This is a genomic window from Ruegeria sp. AB8 (assembly GCF_056542605.1).
Map to the genome: position 1 here is coordinate 132603 of NZ_JBQGAB010000008.1, position 18425 is coordinate 151027.

The 18425-nt window shown below is 56.8% G+C and carries 16 protein-coding genes; 5 read left to right on the forward strand and 11 right to left on the reverse strand.

The window, feature by feature from the left end; genetic code table 11:
• Positions 1–37: 37 nt before the first annotated feature.
• Both ACR0CG_RS10365 and ACR0CG_RS10370 read right to left on the reverse strand, forming a co-directional pair.
• Positions 38–940, reverse strand: coding sequence for a CPBP family intramembrane glutamic endopeptidase (locus ACR0CG_RS10365; protein WP_480524616.1), 903 nt, complete (start codon positions 938–940; stop codon positions 38–40).
• Positions 930–4016: an ABC transporter transmembrane domain-containing protein gene (locus tag ACR0CG_RS10370; protein ID WP_480524618.1), complete on the reverse strand. Its 3087-nt coding sequence runs from the start codon at positions 4014–4016 to the stop codon at positions 930–932. The genes ACR0CG_RS10365 and ACR0CG_RS10370 overlap by 11 nt, the downstream gene beginning before the upstream one ends.
• Positions 4017–4263: 247 nt before the next feature.
• On the opposite strand from ACR0CG_RS10370, the gene ACR0CG_RS10375 reads away from it, so the two are divergent.
• From ACR0CG_RS10375 to ACR0CG_RS10385, 3 genes are all read left to right on the forward strand, one after another.
• Positions 4264–5025 (forward strand): DUF6478 family protein, encoded by a 762-nt coding sequence (locus ACR0CG_RS10375; RefSeq protein WP_480524620.1) that lies wholly within the window; start codon positions 4264–4266, stop codon positions 5023–5025.
• Positions 5026–5037: 12 nt separating this feature from the next.
• Positions 5038–5397 carry a hypothetical protein gene (locus tag ACR0CG_RS10380; protein ID WP_480524622.1) on the forward strand — a complete coding sequence of 120 codons (360 nt, stop codon included), beginning with the start codon at positions 5038–5040 and terminating at the stop codon, positions 5395–5397.
• 110 nt (positions 5398–5507) lie between these two features.
• Positions 5508–7034 (forward strand): MFS transporter, encoded by a 1527-nt coding sequence (locus tag ACR0CG_RS10385; protein ID WP_480524624.1) that lies wholly within the window; start codon positions 5508–5510, stop codon positions 7032–7034.
• Between the two features lie 65 nt (positions 7035–7099).
• On the opposite strand, the gene ACR0CG_RS10390 is transcribed toward ACR0CG_RS10385, so the two are convergent.
• The 7 genes from ACR0CG_RS10390 to ACR0CG_RS10420 all read right to left on the reverse strand — a co-directional run bounded on the left by ACR0CG_RS10390 (position 7100) and on the right by ACR0CG_RS10420 (position 14486).
• Positions 7100–8440 (reverse strand): S41 family peptidase, encoded by a 1341-nt coding sequence (locus tag ACR0CG_RS10390; RefSeq protein ID WP_170619328.1) that lies wholly within the window; start codon positions 8438–8440, stop codon positions 7100–7102.
• 6 nt (positions 8441–8446) lie between these two features.
• A complete protein-coding gene (locus ACR0CG_RS10395; RefSeq protein ID WP_480524626.1) occupies positions 8447–9577 on the reverse strand; it encodes a murein hydrolase activator EnvC family protein in 1131 nt (376 codons plus the stop codon).
• A complete protein-coding gene (gene gpmI / locus ACR0CG_RS10400) occupies positions 9574–11091 on the reverse strand; it encodes a 2,3-bisphosphoglycerate-independent phosphoglycerate mutase (protein ID WP_480524628.1) in 1518 nt (505 codons plus the stop codon). The genes ACR0CG_RS10395 and gpmI overlap by 4 nt, the downstream gene beginning before the upstream one ends.
• 126 nt (positions 11092–11217) lie before the next feature.
• Positions 11218–12888 carry a sulfatase-like hydrolase/transferase gene (locus ACR0CG_RS10405; protein WP_480524630.1) on the reverse strand — a complete coding sequence of 557 codons (1671 nt, stop codon included), beginning with the start codon at positions 12886–12888 and terminating at the stop codon, positions 11218–11220.
• 69 nt (positions 12889–12957) lie between these two features.
• Complete coding sequence (nqrM, locus tag ACR0CG_RS10410; protein ID WP_480524632.1) at positions 12958–13194, reverse strand: (Na+)-NQR maturation NqrM; 237 nt, start codon at positions 13192–13194, stop codon at positions 12958–12960.
• A 15-nt stretch (positions 13195–13209) separates the two neighbouring features.
• On the reverse strand, positions 13210–14235 hold the full coding sequence (locus ACR0CG_RS10415; RefSeq protein WP_480524634.1) for an FAD:protein FMN transferase: 1026 nt from the start codon (positions 14233–14235) through the stop codon (positions 13210–13212).
• A gap of 65 nt (positions 14236–14300) precedes the next feature.
• On the reverse strand, positions 14301–14486 hold the full coding sequence (locus ACR0CG_RS10420) for a hypothetical protein (RefSeq protein ID WP_170678855.1): 186 nt from the start codon (positions 14484–14486) through the stop codon (positions 14301–14303).
• Positions 14487–14607: 121 nt separating this feature from the next.
• Between ACR0CG_RS10420 and ACR0CG_RS10425 the strand changes: the two genes are divergently transcribed.
• On the forward strand, positions 14608–15132 hold the full coding sequence (locus tag ACR0CG_RS10425; protein ID WP_480524636.1) for a CBS domain-containing protein: 525 nt from the start codon (positions 14608–14610) through the stop codon (positions 15130–15132).
• Between the two features lie 61 nt (positions 15133–15193).
• Here the strand turns inward: ACR0CG_RS10425 and ACR0CG_RS10430 are convergent, their stop codons facing one another.
• Entirely contained in the window at positions 15194–15952 is a 759-nt protein-coding gene (locus tag ACR0CG_RS10430; protein WP_480524638.1) for a metallophosphoesterase family protein, read from the reverse strand.
• Between the two features lie 177 nt (positions 15953–16129).
• Here ACR0CG_RS10430 and ACR0CG_RS10435 point away from each other — a divergent pair, with 177 nt between their 5' ends.
• Positions 16130–17152, forward strand: coding sequence for an NAD-dependent epimerase/dehydratase family protein (locus tag ACR0CG_RS10435; RefSeq protein WP_480524640.1), 1023 nt, complete (start codon positions 16130–16132; stop codon positions 17150–17152).
• A gap of 44 nt (positions 17153–17196) precedes the next feature.
• Here ACR0CG_RS10435 and nqrF read toward each other — a convergent pair whose 3' ends face one another.
• Positions 17197–18420: an NADH:ubiquinone reductase (Na(+)-transporting) subunit F gene (gene nqrF / locus ACR0CG_RS10440; RefSeq protein ID WP_170678858.1), complete on the reverse strand. Its 1224-nt coding sequence runs from the start codon at positions 18418–18420 to the stop codon at positions 17197–17199.
• Positions 18421–18425 lie beyond the last annotated feature (5 nt).

Sequence of the window (18425 nt, forward strand, 5' to 3'; positions counted from 1 at the left end):
TTTGACGTCAAATAAGGCGCTACGTCAGGAAATGCAATCAGCGCCTAAGCGCAAGTCGTGCGGTTAGCCAGCAAACAATCATCATCGCGAAATCCACATACAGCCAGTGTCGTATCACGTCTGTCTGAGACATGTCATAGGGCAGAAGGAACAAGGCAAGACCGCTGAGGTTGTCAGGGATCGAGAAAAACAGCAGCGCCACAACGTTGTTGAAAAAGTGCAACGCCATAGCCGGGCCAAGGGTACCCGACCGCGCGGTGAGATCGGCATTGATCAGGCCAAAAGCGCCGGCCCAGATTGCGATCAGAAGGGCGTTCTCTCCGGATGTGGCCGGCGCGTAGTGACCGGCCGCAAACAACAAGGCAGGCAGACCCATCCAAATCAGGCGCGACCGAAACCGCGCAGCCAGTGATTGCTGAATGTAGCCGCGAAACAGGATTTCCTCGGCGCTGGTTTGTATCAAAACCGCAGTCAGAGACAGCGGCAACAGCAGCAGCCACGTTTCGACAGCCAAATTGGGTTTGAACGGTGCACCAAGATTGTAAGGCGGCAGGATGAAGATCAACGCGGCCAGCAGCACCAATGCCAGAAGTACGCGCCAGAACTGGCGAACGCCCAGACGGCGGGGACCCAGGATGGCTTGCAACGTGCGGTTTTGCATCGCCCCGGCGGCCAGTTTGACCCCCACAGTAATGAACCCGAAGCTAGACAACAGTATCAACAATGCGGACGGTGTTGCCCCTGCCTGAAAGCCGGAAACCCACCGCGCGGTGCCAAGACTGAAAATCACAGAAGACAGGGTGAGGTTCAGGAAAACTGCAACACCACCAACAATCGCCAACCCGACCGTAAGTCGCCACAGTTCCGGTCTGTCACGTGCGTCGCGGACAAGCATCTCATGGGCTGCGTATGCCGTATGTGTCGTGATTTTAGGTTCCACTGGTACTGCCGGTATCGGTGAATATGTCCTCTGGGGTTTGCGCGGCGGCAACACGATCGGACACTGTCATCAGGTAACCGGCAACGGTTTCAAGAAGTTGTACGGCGACATTAACGTCGCTTTCCACGACGGCGCGCAGCTCTCCGGCGCCGATCCTGAGAAAGGTACAATCCTGTGTTGCAACCAGATCGAATTGTCTGGCGTCCTTGGTGATAATCGAAAGATCTCCGATCAATCGTCCCGGCTCGATGACCGAGATTACCCGCTTGAGACCCTTGCTGTCGTTCCATTCCAAATTGGCCTGACCGGAAATACACAGGTAGGCCGCGTCAGGTGCCTCGCCGCGGGCAAAGATGGTCTGCCCGGCTGCGGCCTCGTACCATTGTGCGGAAAACGCCAGCAAACGTTGGTTTCTGCCATCCAACTTGGAGAACAACTCGGTCGAGGAGATGATCTTGAGCTTCCGGCTCAAGTCTGCCGTAGCGCCTTCTTCCGCTTCTGTTTGAGTTCTTGACACACCGTCAATACGGCCGTCCTTGATTTCGACGAACAGGTCATACGCTTCGGGATGGGCAAAATGATCTTCCATGAAGATCATGATTGAATCAGGCAGCAGCTCACGCAGTTTCAGGCGGGTGCGCAGTCGGCTTTCCGAATCGTGGCTGGCCAGCACCTTGTCCAGCACCAGAATGTCGGGGCGTTTGATGCCCGCCCGCGAAAACGCGGCACGCTCCTGAAAAACGGTCGGCAGGTTGTTTCCCCCCAGTCCGGACGGCAGATCGTAAATGATCGCGGCGGCGCGGCGGCGCAGCCCGGCTTCGTTCATAACTTCGGCAACTACATCTTCGATCTCGTCTTTTTTGGCCCCGGCCATGATCGAAATGCGTCCGTAAAGCGCATTCTCGATCACGGTCAGACGCGGAATGTAGAGATCCGGCGACACTGGCAGGAACATCCCCTGCATCGATTCCCGGATTCTTTCTGCCTGCGTCTTTCGAATCGTCAAAATTCTGTTCTTGTACTCGTCCGGAAAATTCGGACCAATCTGCTCGGCCGTAAGAAGGAAGGGCACGGTCATCAGCAGGGCTTTTTCTTTCTGACTGATCGCGGCATCACCCTTGGCTTTGCGACGGTCTTCGATGTCCAGCAGGCTGTGGAACATGTCGCGGGACAGGCCAAGGCGCAAAAACAGCGGGTGGTCCGTGCCATCCCGGCCAAATGCCTGGGTCAGTGTTTCAAGCACGGCACTGGAAATGCTCATAGCGTCATCGTCCAGGGCGTTCGCGCTGAGCATCGCCTGGAACCGGTCATCTTCGGCAAGCGTTTCCGGAGAGATATCCTGCGACGGAGACGCAAACAGCAGGTTGCCGCCCAAAGGAACGGCGGGGTTGAACTGATCCGGATCGAATCTGAAGACATATCGGTCCAAGCCGCGCTCGCGCAGACGCTCGGCGACCATCCCACGCAGATCAACAACGTCTTTTGCCAAAGCCGGATGCTGTTCCGGATCGAACCGGGAACGTAAAGTACGGCGGAACATGAACTCGTCGATCCCCATCGCCTCAACAAGCTGGAACCACCAGTCGCGGATGTCGTCAGCACTATCCAGCCCGGCCAGGCTGGGGTCGACCCATTCATCCGACAGGGAATCGGGGGGGTTTCCAGCCCGCACGGCCTCGATCTGCCGACGCGAAGGGGCTTTTATCGCGTCCGACTGATGTTGCGGGCGGATCCGCAGGGGCATCAGCAGATTGTCCCCCAGTGTTCCATCGAACAGGTAGGGGCGTGAATAGGCATACCCAATTCGGGCGGCAATCACTGTTTGATGCAGCGAATTGAGATTGTGACCCGCCATAATCACGTCGCCTTGTACCGGCAGCAGCTCTCTTGTCAGCAGTTGAGCCAGCGCACCACGCTCGGCCGCTTGTGGCGACTGTATCGCCACCCGGGCACCCTTTGGGATTGTCAGATCGATATCTTCAAGAATGGTCTTGCCGTCATCATCGCGGACCGTCACGTTTCGCAACTCGATGTCACCGGTCAGGTGCGGGATGGTTTCGGGTTCTCCGGAAAACAGGCTCTCCGGGATCATGTTGGCTGGGGCAAAACGCTCTATCACGATTTCCCAACGCAGCGACATGTCTTGCACCTGATTGTAGTAGGTCAGCAAATCCTTCCAAGGGCCACTCAGATCCTTGTAGGCCCCAAGTGCGGCGACCAGTGCGCCCACTGTCACCTCTCCCGTGATCGCAAGATAACCACCGACCGAGTAGAACAGAAACGGCGTCATCTGCGTGATCAGGTTGTTGATAAACTTCATGAAAAATTTCTTGTTGTAGATCTTGAAGCGGATCTCGAACAAGATGCCCAGCCGATGGCTGAACTGCGCCAGCCGATAACGCCAGCCGCCATTGGTGCGCAGATCACTGATGCCCGCCGCACTCTCACCGATTTCAGAGCTTAGATGTCGAACCTGTTGAATTCTGTCCTTGTTCAGCAGGTTGATCTGGCGTTGCAGTTTCGGGATCAACCAGGCCTGCAACGGGATGAGCGCGACACTGGCCAATCCGAACCAGACGCTTTGCATGAACAGAAATGTGACGATTGTCATCATCTGCCCGAATTGAAACACCGGTTGGGCAATCGCGTCGCCCATCAGCCCACCCATCGGTTCGGCCTCGGAGGTGATCATCGAAACCAATTCGCCCTGGCTGGTGGTGGCGAAATAGGATTTCGGGAACCGCATCGTTCGCTGGATCAGGGAAAAGCGAAGGCGGCGCAGCATACGCTCGGCCAGAACGCCTTTCATCGTGTTGATGCGCATCTTCATCAACCCGCTGGCAATCACCGTGGCCAGAAAAGCAAAGCACAGAATCCAAAGGTATTGGATCTGCGTCACAGTGTAGCCCCAGATCGTCACCGTGTCAGTGGGCGCCCCAATTGCATCGTTTATGATCTGTTTGGGCAACTCGAGCGAGGCATAGAGAAAGGGAAACGACAATACGGTCAGCAGCAACAATACAAGCTGCTGTTTCTTCGAGTATTTCCAGATAAACGAAAACAGAGTGGGTTCCATGACCGCCCTTGTCCTGAGAAATTCGGATGTGCGCTGTTTGACGGATGTTCCACTGCGATCCGGTATCAGACGGTAAGCACTGCCCCGGTCTATTGCAAGAACGGGCGCGGCTTTGGCAGAAAGGTGCGGTTCTGTCCAGCCCGCCGCAGATCACATTTCCGGAAAATTAAGCGCTGAAATGCTGTAATTCGGGTTTAACCGCCACTTGGTCTTTGACTAAACAGGTACAACTTTGGACGATAGGATCATGGGCAGTTTTCTGGATCGCTATATGCATCGCAAGACTCTGGGGCATTGGCGCCAAGCCGCAAAGGCTGCGACCGAAACGCCTGAGCCATTGCTGCGCAGGCAACGGGATGAGGCGCGTAAATTTCGGACTATTCTTGACTGGCTGATCCAACAGGCCGACGAACGGCTGGCCCGGCCACTGATTGGTTCGGTGCAGTTTCCCAAACCGCTTGCTACGGACTGGTCGTGGCGTCCGGATTTGTGGCGCGGGCGGCTGTCCAGGCACGGTATCGCGTCGGCCCCGCGAAAAGCGCCGATGGACCGGCAGGTAACCCTGTTTCATGATTGCGAGCAGTCCGAAATCGGAATGCGCCAGATACGCAATCGCCGTGACAAGGACCTGGCCCCATTCAGCCTTGCGATCGAGGTGTTCGGGTTCACCGGTTCATTTCTTTCTCTGTCGGTCGAGCTGCCACAAGATGCGGCGCAGGACTTGACGCGCCAACACCTGATGCGTGTCGATACGTTGATCGAAGGCGAGCGGAACGGAGAAATTTTCGCACGTCTCAACATTCAGCACGGCCCAAATACGGAACAGGTGTTGCGCAAACTTGACGAAAACCGAACCTCGAACGCAATGGACTTTGACCTTGCGCATCTGTCTTTGAACGAGAAACGTGTTGAAAAGATCTGGCTGGATCTGATCTTTGACGATCCTGGGATGAATCGGATCGTTTTGCGCGATTTGACGTTCTGCCGCCATTTCCGAGCTGACTTGTAAGGTGCTTGCCGCATGACCCTTCACTCCCTCACATGCACACGGTTTGAAGACGGGCTTTGGCAAGGTCATCTGCAGGCCGAAACGGAACCCAAGATCGAAGTGCGCTATCTCGGTGAACCGCTGGAACAGTTCAGCGTTTCACGCGCGGATGGCGGTTGGGATCTGAGTATTCAGTTGCCCATCTCCGCCCTTTCCGAAGGGGTGCACTGTTTTGTGATCGTCGACACCGCAACGACGAACAGGCTGGGCGACATCACGGTGATCGCGGGCACTCCCGCTGCAGATGACCTGAGGGCTGAGGTGGAGCTTTTGCGCGCCGAACTGGACATGCTGAAACGCGCGTTCCGGCGGATCTGCAGCAGCGCGGAATAGACCGGGCGTTCAGCTTGTCATACCGGCTGAACCCTTAAACTGCTGTTTTCCTATCTTTTTTGACCGGCTTGATGCATTATCGGGACATCCGGAGCAACCTGGGTTTCTCAATGGACCGCAGTAGTATCATCAAGGTCATCGCCCTTATGGTGACCGCATTTGGGATCGGGATTGATTTTACCGGTGCGCTGATGCTGATCCCGGCCATCGAAAACAGCTTTGATGCCGACATTACAAGCACCCAGTGGGTGCTCAATATCTACGCCCTGTTTTTCGCCATGACCATGGTCGCCGGCGGGCGGCTCGGCGACATGTACGGGCACCGAAAGATCATGATCATCGGTCTTTCGATCTTCCTGTTTTCTTCCATCCTATGCTTTGTCTCCCCCGGTCTGGACTACCTGATCGGAGCACGAGCCCTGCAAGGCATCGGAGCCGGATGTATCTGGCCCTGCACACTGGCCTTCGGTGCCACCAAAGTGTCAAAGCCCGAGCATCGGGCCCTGGTTATGGGGCTGATCCTTGCGGGTGTAACCAGCGGCAATGTCTTCGGTCCGATGATCAGCGGCTTTGCCGTCAACCTTGGTGACTGGCGATTGTTCTTTCTGGCCAACGTCGTGTTCTCCTGCATTTCGATGGCGACAGCCCTGTTTTTGATGGAACGTGAGACCAAACACAAACAAGGCGAACACATCGATTTTGCCGGGATGGGCATCCTGTCCTTCGCGGTCTTGCTGCTGCTTTATGCCCTGGATGTCGGTGCGGAGTGGGGCTGGACTTCGGTTCCGCTGCTTCTTCTGTTCTTTGTTAGCGCAGTCCTGTTTCTGTTGTTCCCACGTGTCGAAAAACGCGTAAAGGAACCTTTGCTGCTGCCTCAGTTGATGCAGAACCGAGAATTTTTGATCACGCTGGGCCTGAACATGTTCAATGTGTCTGCGGCCTTTGTGGGTTTGCTGTATTTCCCGCAATACATGCAGAAAGTACTGGGCTGGAGCGTTTTTCAATCGGCGCTTGGGCTGGCACCGCTGACTGTTCTATTGGCGGTCGGATCCATTGTTTCAGGAACGCTTTACAACGATTTCGGTCCAAAAAGGCTGATGTTCTGGGGCTACCTGATCGCGACAATTGGCGCAGTAACTGTTGTCGTCTTGCCGCAGGGCCTTGGCTATTTCCAAATTCTGCCAGGCATGGCGTTCATCGGATTGGGGGCGACGCTGACTGTCGGGCCGTCGGGAACGGCGGCAGTCTGCGCTGTAAAGCCCGAACGGGCGGGTCTCGTCGGCGGGCTTAGCTTCATGACCCATCTGGTCTACGGGGCCATTGCCGTCGCCTGCGCCACGGCAATCATGTATGTCACAAGCCTTGCCAGCCTGCGCGACAAACTGACTGCGGCCGGTGTCACACTGTCTGATGCTGAACTTCAGGCAATCAATGGCGGAACGCTGACCACCAAATCCGCGCAGGCAGTCATGCAGAAGCTCAGTGAAAGTGAAGTTGCGACGGTCAAAACCGCGATAGCCCAAGCATTCGATACCGGCATGAACATGGCGTTTGTCTTTGCAGCGATTTCCGTGTCCGTCGGGATCGTACTTGCGCTGATGCTGGATGAAAGCAAGCTGCACAAAATCGAAAGCTGATCGCAGCCGAACAAAGATCTGTTCCGGTAACGAGGGCCGCCGAAACCGGCGGCCCAATTTATTTGTTACTGCGAAGGCCCGTTGGGGTTGAAGGCCGACAGGCCTTTCAGGATATCGATGGCATAGGCCAACTGATAGTCCTTTTCCCGCAACTCGGCAGTCGCTTCGGCACGGGCCCGGTCTTCTTCGATCTGGCGAATTTCATCCTCGCTCAGGCTGTCGTTGTTCAGGCTGCCACGCAGGTCGGCCTCGGACCGGGTGCGTGCATTGCCCTCTTCCTCTTCGGGTTCTGGGGCTGGGCGCGGTTGCTCGACGATGATGTCGGGGCTGACGCCAAGCGCCTGAATCGAGCGGCCCGAAGGCGTATAATAGCGTGATGTGGTCAAACGCATTGCGCCGTCGCCGCGCAATGGCATGACTGTCTGGACCGAGCCTTTGCCAAAGCTCTTGGTGCCAACAACAATCGCACGGCGATGATCCTGAAGCGCCCCCGCTACAATTTCCGAGGCCGAGGCTGACCCGCCGTTGATCAGAACCACAATCGGCTTACCTTCGGTCAGATCTCCTGCCGTTGCATTGAACCTTTCGCCTTCGCCCGGATCGCGGCCGCGGGTCGAAACGATTTCGCCTTCATTCAAAAAGGCGTCCGACACCTTGATCGCCTGTGTCAGCAAGCCGCCCGGATTGTTCCGCAAATCCAGCACTACGCCATTGACCTTTTCGATCCCGCCGGCTTCTTCGATCTGCTCTTTCAATCCGGCTTCCAGATTGGGGTAGGTCTGATCATTGAATGTGGTCACACGCAGAACGACGCTGGTGCCTTCGGTCCGTGCTCGTACGGCGGTCAACTTGATGGTGTCGCGGATAATGGTGACGTCAAACGGTTCCTGCTCGCCTTCGCGCACCACCGTGATCACGATCTCCGAGCCGACCGGCCCGCGCATCAGATCCACCGCCTTGTCCAGCGTCAGGCCCAGAATGCTTTCACCATCAACGTGGGTGATGAAGTCGCCGGCTTCGATCCCCGCCTCGTCCGCGGGGGTATCATCGATGGGTGAGACGACTTTGACGAAGCCTTCTTCTTGTGTGACCTCAATCCCTAGCCCTCCGAATTCACCGCGTGTCTGCACGCGCATCTGTTCGGCGTCGTCAGGCGACAGGTAGCTGGAATGCGGATCCAATGAGGTCAGCATTCCGTCAATGGCTGCCTCGATCAGCTCCTCCGGCTCGACTTCTTCGACATATTGGGCGCGGATACGTTCGAAAATGTCCCCGAACAGATCCAATTGCTCATACACGCTGGCCTTGCTTTCGGCCTCTTGCGCCAGCAAAGGTCCGGCAATCTGAGTGGTTGCGATAATGCCTGCCACAGTTCCGGCCAGACCGGCCATCACAAATCTCTTCATGTTTGTTTATCCATCCTTGTTGGTCCGAAACCACGATTCCGGGTCCACCGGGCTATTATCCTGTCTTACCTCTATATAGAGCGTTTCTGACCGGTCAGTTCCAGTGCCATCACTTGTAGTTGACAAAATAGCGCCGATTTCCGGCGTTTCACCAGGCATTAGCCCCACCGGCGTTCCTTCGGTGATCACTTCTCCGGGTGTACCGAAGACCTCTTGCAACCCGGAAAAGACAAAAAGCAATCCGGGCTGGGGTTCCAGGATCATCAGGTTGCCAAGGTCCAGCAGCGGCCCGCGATACCGGATCGTCGCTGCGGTGGGTGTCGTGACCAGCGCGCGCGGCCGGGTGCCCAGCACGATACCGGGGCGCTTCACCCCGGCGGCGTCCGTTTCCCCTGAACTGTGCAGCAGAACACCCTGAACGGGCAAAGCAAGGTTTCCTTTTCTGTTCGAAATATCGGCGTCGGTTTCGGCAATACCGCCTTCCGATATTTCGGCCAGACCGCTGGCAAACCCATCCAGTGTTTCCGTCGAGGAAATCAGGATCGCCGTGCTGATGGGGTCTTCGACAAACCGGCGCGGCAGGTCCGTTCGATCGGCAATGGCCTCGCTTAGTTTGGTGCGCGCATTCTGCACTCCGGTCAGACCCTTGGTCAGGGTTTCGGCGGCGTTTTGCTGCAGTTGGCGAAGTGTCCGAACCTCGTGCAAGTCCTGAGCAAGCGCTTGCGCACGTGCATTCAGGCCGGGCGTGACTTCGGCCAGCATCATGCCGGTACGCGCGGCCCCCAAAGGACCGGACGGATGCAGGATCAGTACGGGCGGCGTTGTTGTTTCGATGGTTTGCAACACGCCCAGCAACTGCGCGATTTCTTTTTCCCGCGCGCGCAGTTCTTCTGTCAGCTGCACCTCTCGGGTGGCGGCCTTGCGCAAGCCGTCGCGCATGGCGCTTAGCCCGGCTTCATAAGCCTGCACCGTTTCGGTCAGGGCGCGCACCCGATCCCGGGCGCTGTCGGCTTCGGCCAGCGCAATCGAGGCCTCTTCCAGCATTTGCGCTGCCTCCAACGCGGCAGCCGACGGGTCCGTTTGGGCGTAAACAGGCGAGGCCAGCAAGACTGAAAGAAGCGCGGCCCGCACTGTCATGACAGAAGGCTCTGGCCAGTCATTTCCGCAGGTTGATCCAGCCCCATCAGCGCTAAAAGCGTTGGCGCCAGGTCCGACAACCGGCCATCGCGCAACTTGGAACCAGCGGGTCCACCGACCAGCGCGACCGGCACTCGGTTCAATGTATGAGCGGTATGCGGTCCACCGGCTTCAGGGTCGACCATGACTTCGCAATTCCCGTGATCGGCTGTCACGATCATGGCTCCGCCTGCTTTGTCCAGCGCGGTAACCACCTGCGCCAGACCTTGATCAACGGCTTCGCACGCCTTTATCGCGGCGTTCAGATCGCCTGTGTGCCCGACCATATCCGGGTTGGCGTAATTGGTGACGATCAGATCATACCCGGCTTCGATGGCCTCGACGAATTTGGCCGTGACCTCGGCTGACGACATCTCGGGCTGAAGATCATAGGTCGCCACCTTGGGCGATTTCGGCATGAAACGGTCTTCGCCAACCTCGGGCGTTTCCTTGCCGCCGTTCAGAAAGAACGTCACATGAGGATATTTTTCGGTTTCCGCCAAGCGGAACTGCCGCAACCCTTGTTTGGCAACCCATTCCCCAAGCGTGTTGACGATGGCGCGTTTCGGGAAAACGGTGGTCATGTAGGCGTTGTGCCCGTCGGAGTATTCAACCATTCCCAGCAAAGCTGACAGGGCCGGGCGCGGTCCGGTGTCGAAATCGTCGAATCCCGGCTCGCCAATTGCGCGCAGTATTTCCCGCGCACGGTCGGCGCGGAAATTCAGACAGAAAATACCATCGCCATCGTGGACACCTGTGTAGCCGCTCAGAACCGTGGGTGTTATGAATTCATCCGTTTCGGATTGGTTATACGCATGGTCCACAGCACCATGTGCGGTGGCGGCGGTACGCCCCTGCCCCTTGATGATCGCCTCATAGGCTTCTGCAACGCGTTCCCAGCGATTGTCGCGGTCCATGGCATAATACCGTCCGCTGACAGTCACGATCCGCGCGACATCTGGCAGGCGCTCTTCCAGTTCGGCCAAAAACCCAAATGCGGATTTTGGCGCAACGTCCCGTCCGTCTGTCATGACGTGCAGGGCGACAGGTACACCTGCGTCTGTCACGGCCTTGGCCGCAGCAACGATGTGATCAAGATGGCCATGTACCCCGCCATCCGAAGCGATACCCATCAAGTGCGCCGTTCCGCCCGAGGCCTTTACCTTACTGATGAAGGCCTGAAGGGCATTGTTTTCAAAGAAACTGCCGTCTTCGATCGACAGATCAATCTGCCCCAGATCCATGGCAACCACTCGCCCGGCCCCAATGTTCGTGTGCCCGACCTCAGAATTTCCCATCTGCCCGCTGGGCAGACCCACATCCGGCCCATGTGTAATCAACGTCGCATGGGGACCGCGTTCCATGATCGCGTCAAAGGTCGGCGTTTTCGCCAGATAAGGCGCGTTGGCCTGCGTGTCTTCGGACAATCCCCAGCCATCTAGGATGCACAGGACAACGGGTTTGGGGGCGGCCATGAAGTTTCTCCGGAACACTGCTTTGACAGTCTTCTACCCGCTGCCCATCCGGGCGTGAACCGTCTTTGCGGTGTGTGAAGCAGAATTAATCGGTCCCTTCGTCACTTTGGCGCGAAACCCGCGTTTTCAGTCCTTCAGATAATCCTGGTAAGGATGTGCCTTGCGGTTGCGGTATTTGACCGTCAGTTCCAGCGGAGTGTCGTTTTCGTCGTAAATACCGATCATGATCCCTGTGCCCCCGCTTCGGCTGCGCATTCCGATCAACTGCTCTTCAGACCGGGTTGTGCGCTGTGACGGGCGACGCGTCCAGGCAAACAGGTGATCATACATCTGGGCGATGACGTCCGTATGATCCGCACTGTCACCCAGATCGACCAGTTCGTCGGGATCGTTTTCAAGATCGAACAGGATCGGTCTGTGCCCGCCTTCGCAATGGACAAGTTTCCATTTTTCGTTGGCGACCATGAACATCACGGCATCGCGTACAGATGCGTTCAGCTTTTGCGCTATGGGAGAAGCGGAGTAGTCGTATTCACAGACTGCGACACTGCGGGGCGTTTTGTCGGCTTGCCCGCGAAGGATGGGCAGCAGGGAATGCCCTTCCAGGATATGCCCGGCCATTTCGCCGCCCGCCACCTCAAGAAAGGTTGGTGCCAGATCAATCGCCTCGACCAGCGCGTCGCAGGTGGTGCCTCGCGTGGCGTCCGCCTGAGAGGAAGGGTCGTAGATGATCAGCGGCATCTTGGTCGAGGCGTCGTGGAAGAAGGTCTTTTCCCCCATCCAGTGATCGCCCAGAAAATCCCCATGGTCCGAGGTCAGCACGATCATCGTGTCGTCCATCCGCCCGGTTTCCTCCATCCAGTCGAACAACCGCCCCATCTGGTCATCCGCCTGTTTGATCAGCCCCATATAGGCCGGGATCACGGCATCGCGGACCTCCTGACGCGAGAAGGCCTGCCCGACTTTCGTGTCCATAAAGGCTCGGAGCACTGGATGCGCATTTTCGCGCTCGGCCTCGGACCGGACCACAGGCAGCACATGTTCGGGTCCATACATCGAGGCATAAGGCTCCGGCACTACGTAAGGCCAGTGCGGCTTGATGTAGCTGAGGTGACAGCACCACGGCCCGTCATGACTTTCCATGAACTCAATGCCGCGCGTTGTCAGATAGGGCGTTTCACTGTCTTCTTCCGCGATATTTGCCGGCTCGGATGAGTTTTTAAGGAACCAGCCTGACAATACGTTGCCGTCGGCATCCAGGCCGGAATTGGCAAAGTCATGCCAGGGGTTGTCGCTGTCGTATCCTTTGTCCCGGAGATATTGATTGTATTTCTTTGCCCCGTCCGGATCATAGAACCCGTCCGGTCCTTCAGCGCGCAACCCGTCATCGCGTTCGAAGACGTCAAAGCCGCATTCCGCGACGCGAGCGCCAATGACGCTGTCGGGTTCCAGTCCCAGGCGGGCCATCCCTTCGGCGTCGGCAGCCATATGTGTCTTGCCGACCAGCCAGCACCCCATCCCCGCTTTGCGCAGGTGATCGCCCAATGTGATTTCACCAACTTTCAGGGGAATGTTGTTCCATGAGGCACCATGGGAATGCACATAGCGCCCGGTATAGGTCGACATGCGCGAACTTCCGCAGATCGGGGACTGAATATAGGCGCGATTAAACCGGACACCGCGTGCGGCCAGTTTGTCGATATTCGGGGTATGCAGGTGTGGATGTCCGTAACAGCTGAGGTAATCCCAGCGCAGCTGGTCGAACATGATGAACAGGATATTTTTGGCTTCGGCCAATGCAATGCCCCCCTTTGATCCGGGACCTGCTTAGCTATTTCCCGCCCAAGAGCGAAGTCCAAACTTCAATCAGGCTTGTCGTTCCATCTGTTCGAGCATTTTTTTGGCGCGTTTGCACTGCAACTGGTCCCGCAGCGGGCTGTTGGGGTCGACGTCTTTTTTGCACACAACGCATTTGTCCGCGCCCGAGATTGCATTCAGACCGCCGCAGCTGCCTTTGATCGTCTTGCCCATCAGCATGACGCCCAGCGACATCCCTACCATGATGATCAGCAGTAGTATGAAGGCCAGAATAAATGTGCTCATCTCAGGTCCTGCCTGTCAGTTGGTGCTCAAAGCGTCTTTGAACGCGGTACTGTGAACAGTAATAAAGGCATCTTCGCCGCCTGTCACATCCCGAGATATGAAGAACACGGCTAGTTTATGCTTTTCGGCCAGTTCCAGCCCTTTCTCCTGCCCCAGCGCCAGCATTGCCGTGGCCCACGCATCCGCCATCATCGCGTTTTCGGCCAGTACGGTGACCGAGGTGGTGCGATGTGTGATCGGTCGTCCGGTCGTGGGATCGATGATATGGGAATACCGCACACCGTCCTGTTCGAAGAAATTCTTGTAATCGCCCGAGGTCGCCATGCCCAGATCGTTCAGCGATACGATCAGTTGCAGGTTTTGCCCGCCTGCTTCGGGTTTTTCGACCCCGATGCGCCAGACCTCACCCTTGTCATTCTCGCCTTTGGTTACAAGATCGCCACCGATCTCGACCATGTAGTTCTCAATCCCCGCTTCGCTTAGGGTTTCGGCCACCGCGTCGATCCCATAGCCTTTGGCGATAGCCGACAGGTTGATGCCCACTGCCGGATCGGATTTGGCCAGCGTTCCGGCGTCACGGTCCAAGGTCAGCAGCCGGGATTGCCCGACACCTTCCAGAGCGGCTTGAATCTCAGCATCCGACGGCACCGGGTCCTCGGGCTTGCGCGGGCCAAACCCCCACAATTCGATCAGCGGGCCCAGAGTCACGTCAAAGGTTCCGCCGGATTTTTCATGCACATCGTCAGCGGCGGTCAAAACCAGAGCGAACTCGTCCGAGACCGGAACGGGCGAAGTGTCGGTCGAAGCTGAAAATGTCGAAACCTCTGAGTTGGGATCCCAGTTGGACATCTTGGCGTTCACTGCGGCCAGTGTTTCCTGCACGGCTGCGGCCAGGGCTTCCTCATCCACATCTTCGCCAATGGCGGTGATGTTGAATGTTGTTCCCATGGTTTCGCCCGACAGACGGACCACTTCGGGTTCTTTGTCAAACAAACAGCCAGAAACAAACAGAACTAAAGCCAGAACAGGCAGATGGCGCATCGGGGAACTCCCTGGAAAACCTAGCCGGGCATATGCCAGCGCCCCATTACAGAGTCAAATCGACATCACAGTTTCAGCGGCAGAAAACCCAGCACCAGCAATCCGACCCCGGCAGGTACACCAAACAGCCAGGCCCGTTTTTGCCATCCCGCCTGCTGCTGTTTCCACGCCATTCGGAAATTGTGACCACACACCACGACGGCGAAAAAGATCAGCGCAGCCAGCGGCGGTGTCAGATAAAGGTCTGTCAACGGGTCGGGATTCCTTGTTTGTCAGCAATTTTCCGGGATCAGGGCATTTGCACCCTATACAGGTCGGTTCGCTGCGGTAAGGTGAAAAGACAGCCATCTCGGATAAAAGAGGAGATTGCCCATGGCCCCAAGCTCTTATCAGCCCCCCACACGCGGCGACAAATCTGGTTCTGCGACCTATAGCCAGTCAGCGGATTCAAACCTGTCGCATACGCAAACGACCGTGGCCAAGCTGCTTGAGGGTAAAGGTGATGCGGTGTTTGCGGTGCGCCCCGCCGATACGATTCATTCGGTAGTGGAACTGCTGAAGGAAAAAAGAATCGGTGCAGTGGTCGTGACCGATCAGAACGGAACCTTGCAAGGCATTCTGTCAGAACGCGACATCGTGCGGCGCATGGCGGATACCCCTGGCCAGACTCTGCCGCAGTCGGTCGAAGATCTTATGACCAAGGAAGTCAAGACCTGTTCGCCCGAAGACCTGCTGAACGATGTTCTGAAGACAATGACCGATGGACGTTTCCGCCACATGCCGGTTCTGAGTGATGGCCACCTGCACGGTGTCATCACGATTGGCGACGTTGTTCACTTCCGTCTCAAGGAACTGGAATACGAAGCGCTGCGCATGAAGCAGATGATCGTCGGTTGACCAAGTGACCTTCCGGGTTGCGGGTCGCATTTTCACTGGCCCGCGTCCCGAGTTGCGCAGATCAGGTCGAAATAAAACGAACGCCGCCTCTGTAAATTTCGGCTGCCGTCAGGCGGTTCGTTGCAAATGCCCCGGTATCGACTGAGACGACGCCATTGTTGACCCTTGGGCGGTCTATGATTGTGTGTCCGTGCACAACCCATTGGCCGTCTGCCCTGCGTCGTCTTGGAAACATCGGATGCCCCCACAAACAGACCTGTCGCTGCTGGTCATCCACCGTCAGGTCGGGATCCAGCGCGGCATGGACGACAGTTACGTTTCCGCTTGACCAGATTAGTGGTCTGTCCCGTAGCCATGACAGCAGGCCCGTGCCCATGACCTGCTTCAACTTGCCAGCAACCGCTTCGGCAATTTCATTTGTTGGATGAAGGTCAAATTCGGTAATCCCGAATGAAGCCAGTGTCTGGAATCCGCCATTACGGAACCAATGATGTGCATAGCGTCCGGGCTCGTCCAAAAATCGCAGCAGCATGTCTTCATGATTGCCCATGAGGCACACGACTGGCCTGTTTGCTGCCGTGTCGAAGTGCTGCAGATGTCGCAGGACCTGTGCGCTGTAGTCACCCCGGTCGATGTAGTCCCCGACAAAGATCAAAGGGCAGTCGTCTTCAACCCTCATCAGCAGGGCCTGAAGCAGGTCCAGCCGGCCATGAATGTCGCCAATTACGACAAACCGATCATCAGGAGCGATTCCGGGAACGGCTGTTTCCCGATCGTGCCGTGCCCGGCCAATAAACCCTTTGATCCAGCTCGTAACCATGTTCTACGTTCCCTAACCCGACCCGTTGGCAACGACAATCCCGGGCCGCCCGCTCAGTACTTGACCGTCGGTGCCGGGCGTTTGATATGACAAGCTAAAGTTAGATCTGGGCCTGGCAGGTTCAAAGACGATCTTATCGCAGGCAGCCATGTGGTTTGAAAGGTTCTTGGGGATTTCATGAAACGAGTTTTGGTAACGGGAACTGCCGGGTTTATCGGATTTCATCTGGCAAAACTGCTCCTGGCCGAAGGGTTTCGGGTGCATGGCTATGACGGCATGACCGACTATTATGACGTGGCGCTGAAACAGCGCCGGCATCAGATGTTGCTGCAGACGCCGGGCTTTTCAGCCACCGAAGACATGCTGGAAAACCACGAGCGCCTGATGCAGGTCGCAGACGACTTCAAACCCGAGGTCATCATCCACCTGGCTGGCCAGGCCGGTGTGCGCTACAGCCTTGAAGCGCCACGCAGCTACGTTGAATCCAACATCGTCGGGACATTCAATGTGATGGAGGTTGCCCGGACCCATCAGGTAGAGCACCTTCTGATGGCTTCGACGTCTTCAGTCTACGGAGCGAATGAGGACATGCCGTTCCGGGAAACCGACAAGGCCGACGGGCAACTGACCATCTATTCCGCGACCAAGAAGGCCAATGAATCGATGGGCCATTCCTATGCCCATCTGTGGGGCCTGCCGACCACGATGTTCCGGTTCTTTACAGTTTACGGCACGTGGGGCCGCCCTGATCTGGCTTACTTCAAGTTCACCGATGCCATTCTGAACGACCGTCCCATCGACATTTACAACAACGGCGACATGTATCGCGACTTCACCTATGTCGAGGATCTGGTACGGGGCATTCGCCTGCTGATAGATGCCGCCCCTGTGCGGCCTGACAGCAAAGATGAGATCGCCGTGGGCGACAGCCTGTCACCGGTTGCGCCCTTCCGGGTAGTCAACATCGGCAACTCGGACAAAGTCCGCCTGATGGATTTCATAGAAGCTATCGAGGACGCGTTGGGTAAGAAAGCGATCCGGAACTACATGCCGATGCAAATGGGAGATGTTCCGGCGACCTGGGCCGACACCAGTTTGTTGCAAAACCTGACCGGTTACAAACCCCAGACCGATATTCATACCGGTCTGGCCAAATTCGTTGAATGGTATCGGGAGTACTATAAAATTCCCGCCGACTGAAAATGCGGAACAAAAAAACCGGCGCTAATTGCGCCGGTTTCTTCTTAACCGCCGAAGTCGTCCAGCATGATGTCTTCGCGGTCCACTCCGAGATCCAGCAGCATGTTGATGACGGACTGGTTCATGATTGGCGGACCGCACATGTAGAACTCGCAGTCTTCCGGTGCCGGGTGGTTCTTGAGGTATTCCTCGAACAGGACGTTGTGGATGAAGCCGGTGTAGCCTTTCCAATCGTCCTCGGGCTGCGCATCCGAAAGGGCCACATGCCATTCGAAATTGTCGAACTCCTCGGCCAATTGGTCGAAATCCTCGACAAAGAACATCTCTTTCTTGGAACGCGCACCGTACCAGAAGGTGATCTTGCGGTTGCGATTCTCAAGGCGCTTGAGCTGATCGAAGATATGGCTGCGCATAGGCGCCATACCAGCGCCACCGCCGATGAAGACCATCTCTTTCTCGGTCTCGCGGGCGAAGAATTCACCAAATGGACCAGAAATCGTGACCTTGTCACCCGGCTTCAGGTTGAAGATGTAAGACGACATCTGACCCGGCGGGATACCGTCGGACCCCGGAGGCGGTGAAGCGACACGGACGTTCAGCATTATCATGCCTTTTTCGTCCGGATAGTTGGCCATAGAATAGGCGCGCTCGATCGGTTCGTTCACGACGGATTTGTACTGCCACAGATTGAACTTGTCCCAATCTTCGCGGTACTCGTCCTGCACGTCGAAATCGGTATAGGCCAGTTGGTGCGCGGGGGCCTCGATCTGGATGTAGCCGCCAGCACGGAAATTGACGTCTTCGCCTTCCGGCAGATCCAGAGTCAGCGCTTTGATAAAAGTGGCCACGTTGTCGTTCGAACGAACGGTGCATTCCCACTTCTTGACGCCAAAGACCTCTTCGGGAACTTCGATGTCCATGTCCTGCTTGACCGCGACCTGACAGGACAGGCGGTCACCGCAGGATGCCTCTCGCTTGGTGATGTGGCTTTCTTCGGTGGGCAGGATCGAACCACCACCCGAATGCACCCGCACACGGCATTGCGCGCAGGTTCCGCCACCACCGCAGGCGGAAGGAACGAACAATTTCTCGGCCGCAAGCGTCTGCAGCAGTTTGCCACCCGCCGGAACCGAGATGGTTTTCTCGCCATTGATGGTGATGTTGACGTTGCCGGTAGACACCAACCGCGAGCGTGCCGCCATAATGATGGCGACAAGCGCCAGAACGATCATCGTGAAAAGGATTACGCCTAGGCTAAAAGTTTCCATTGCGC

Bases quoted from the DNA above. Each gene is read 5' to 3' on its own strand.
- gpmI (WP_480524628.1), bottom strand. From the start codon at position 11,091: ATGGCCGCCCCCAAACCCGTTGTCCTGTGCATCCTAGATGGCTGGGGA.
- ACR0CG_RS10415 (WP_480524634.1), bottom strand. From the start codon at position 14,235: ATGCGCCATCTGCCTGTTCTGGCTTTAGTTCTGTTTGTTTCTGGCTGT.
- ACR0CG_RS10430 (WP_480524638.1), bottom strand. From the start codon at position 15,952: ATGGTTACGAGCTGGATCAAAGGGTTTATTGGCCGGGCACGGCACGAT.
- ACR0CG_RS10375 (WP_480524620.1), top strand. From the start codon at position 4,264: ATGGGCAGTTTTCTGGATCGCTATATGCATCGCAAGACTCTGGGGCAT.
- nqrF (WP_170678858.1), bottom strand. From the start codon at position 18,420: ATGGAAACTTTTAGCCTAGGCGTAATCCTTTTCACGATGATCGTTCTG.
- ACR0CG_RS10425 (WP_480524636.1), top strand. From the start codon at position 14,608: ATGGCCCCAAGCTCTTATCAGCCCCCCACACGCGGCGACAAATCTGGT.
- ACR0CG_RS10435 (WP_480524640.1), top strand. From the start codon at position 16,130: ATGAAACGAGTTTTGGTAACGGGAACTGCCGGGTTTATCGGATTTCAT.
- ACR0CG_RS10390 (WP_170619328.1), bottom strand. From the start codon at position 8,440: ATGAAGAGATTTGTGATGGCCGGTCTGGCCGGAACTGTGGCAGGCATT.
- ACR0CG_RS10385 (WP_480524624.1), top strand. From the start codon at position 5,508: ATGGACCGCAGTAGTATCATCAAGGTCATCGCCCTTATGGTGACCGCA.
- ACR0CG_RS10370 (WP_480524618.1), bottom strand. From the start codon at position 4,016: ATGGAACCCACTCTGTTTTCGTTTATCTGGAAATACTCGAAGAAACAG.
- ACR0CG_RS10380 (WP_480524622.1), top strand. From the start codon at position 5,038: ATGACCCTTCACTCCCTCACATGCACACGGTTTGAAGACGGGCTTTGG.
- ACR0CG_RS10395 (WP_480524626.1), bottom strand. From the start codon at position 9,577: ATGACAGTGCGGGCCGCGCTTCTTTCAGTCTTGCTGGCCTCGCCTGTT.
- nqrM (WP_480524632.1), bottom strand. From the start codon at position 13,194: ATGAGCACATTTATTCTGGCCTTCATACTACTGCTGATCATCATGGTA.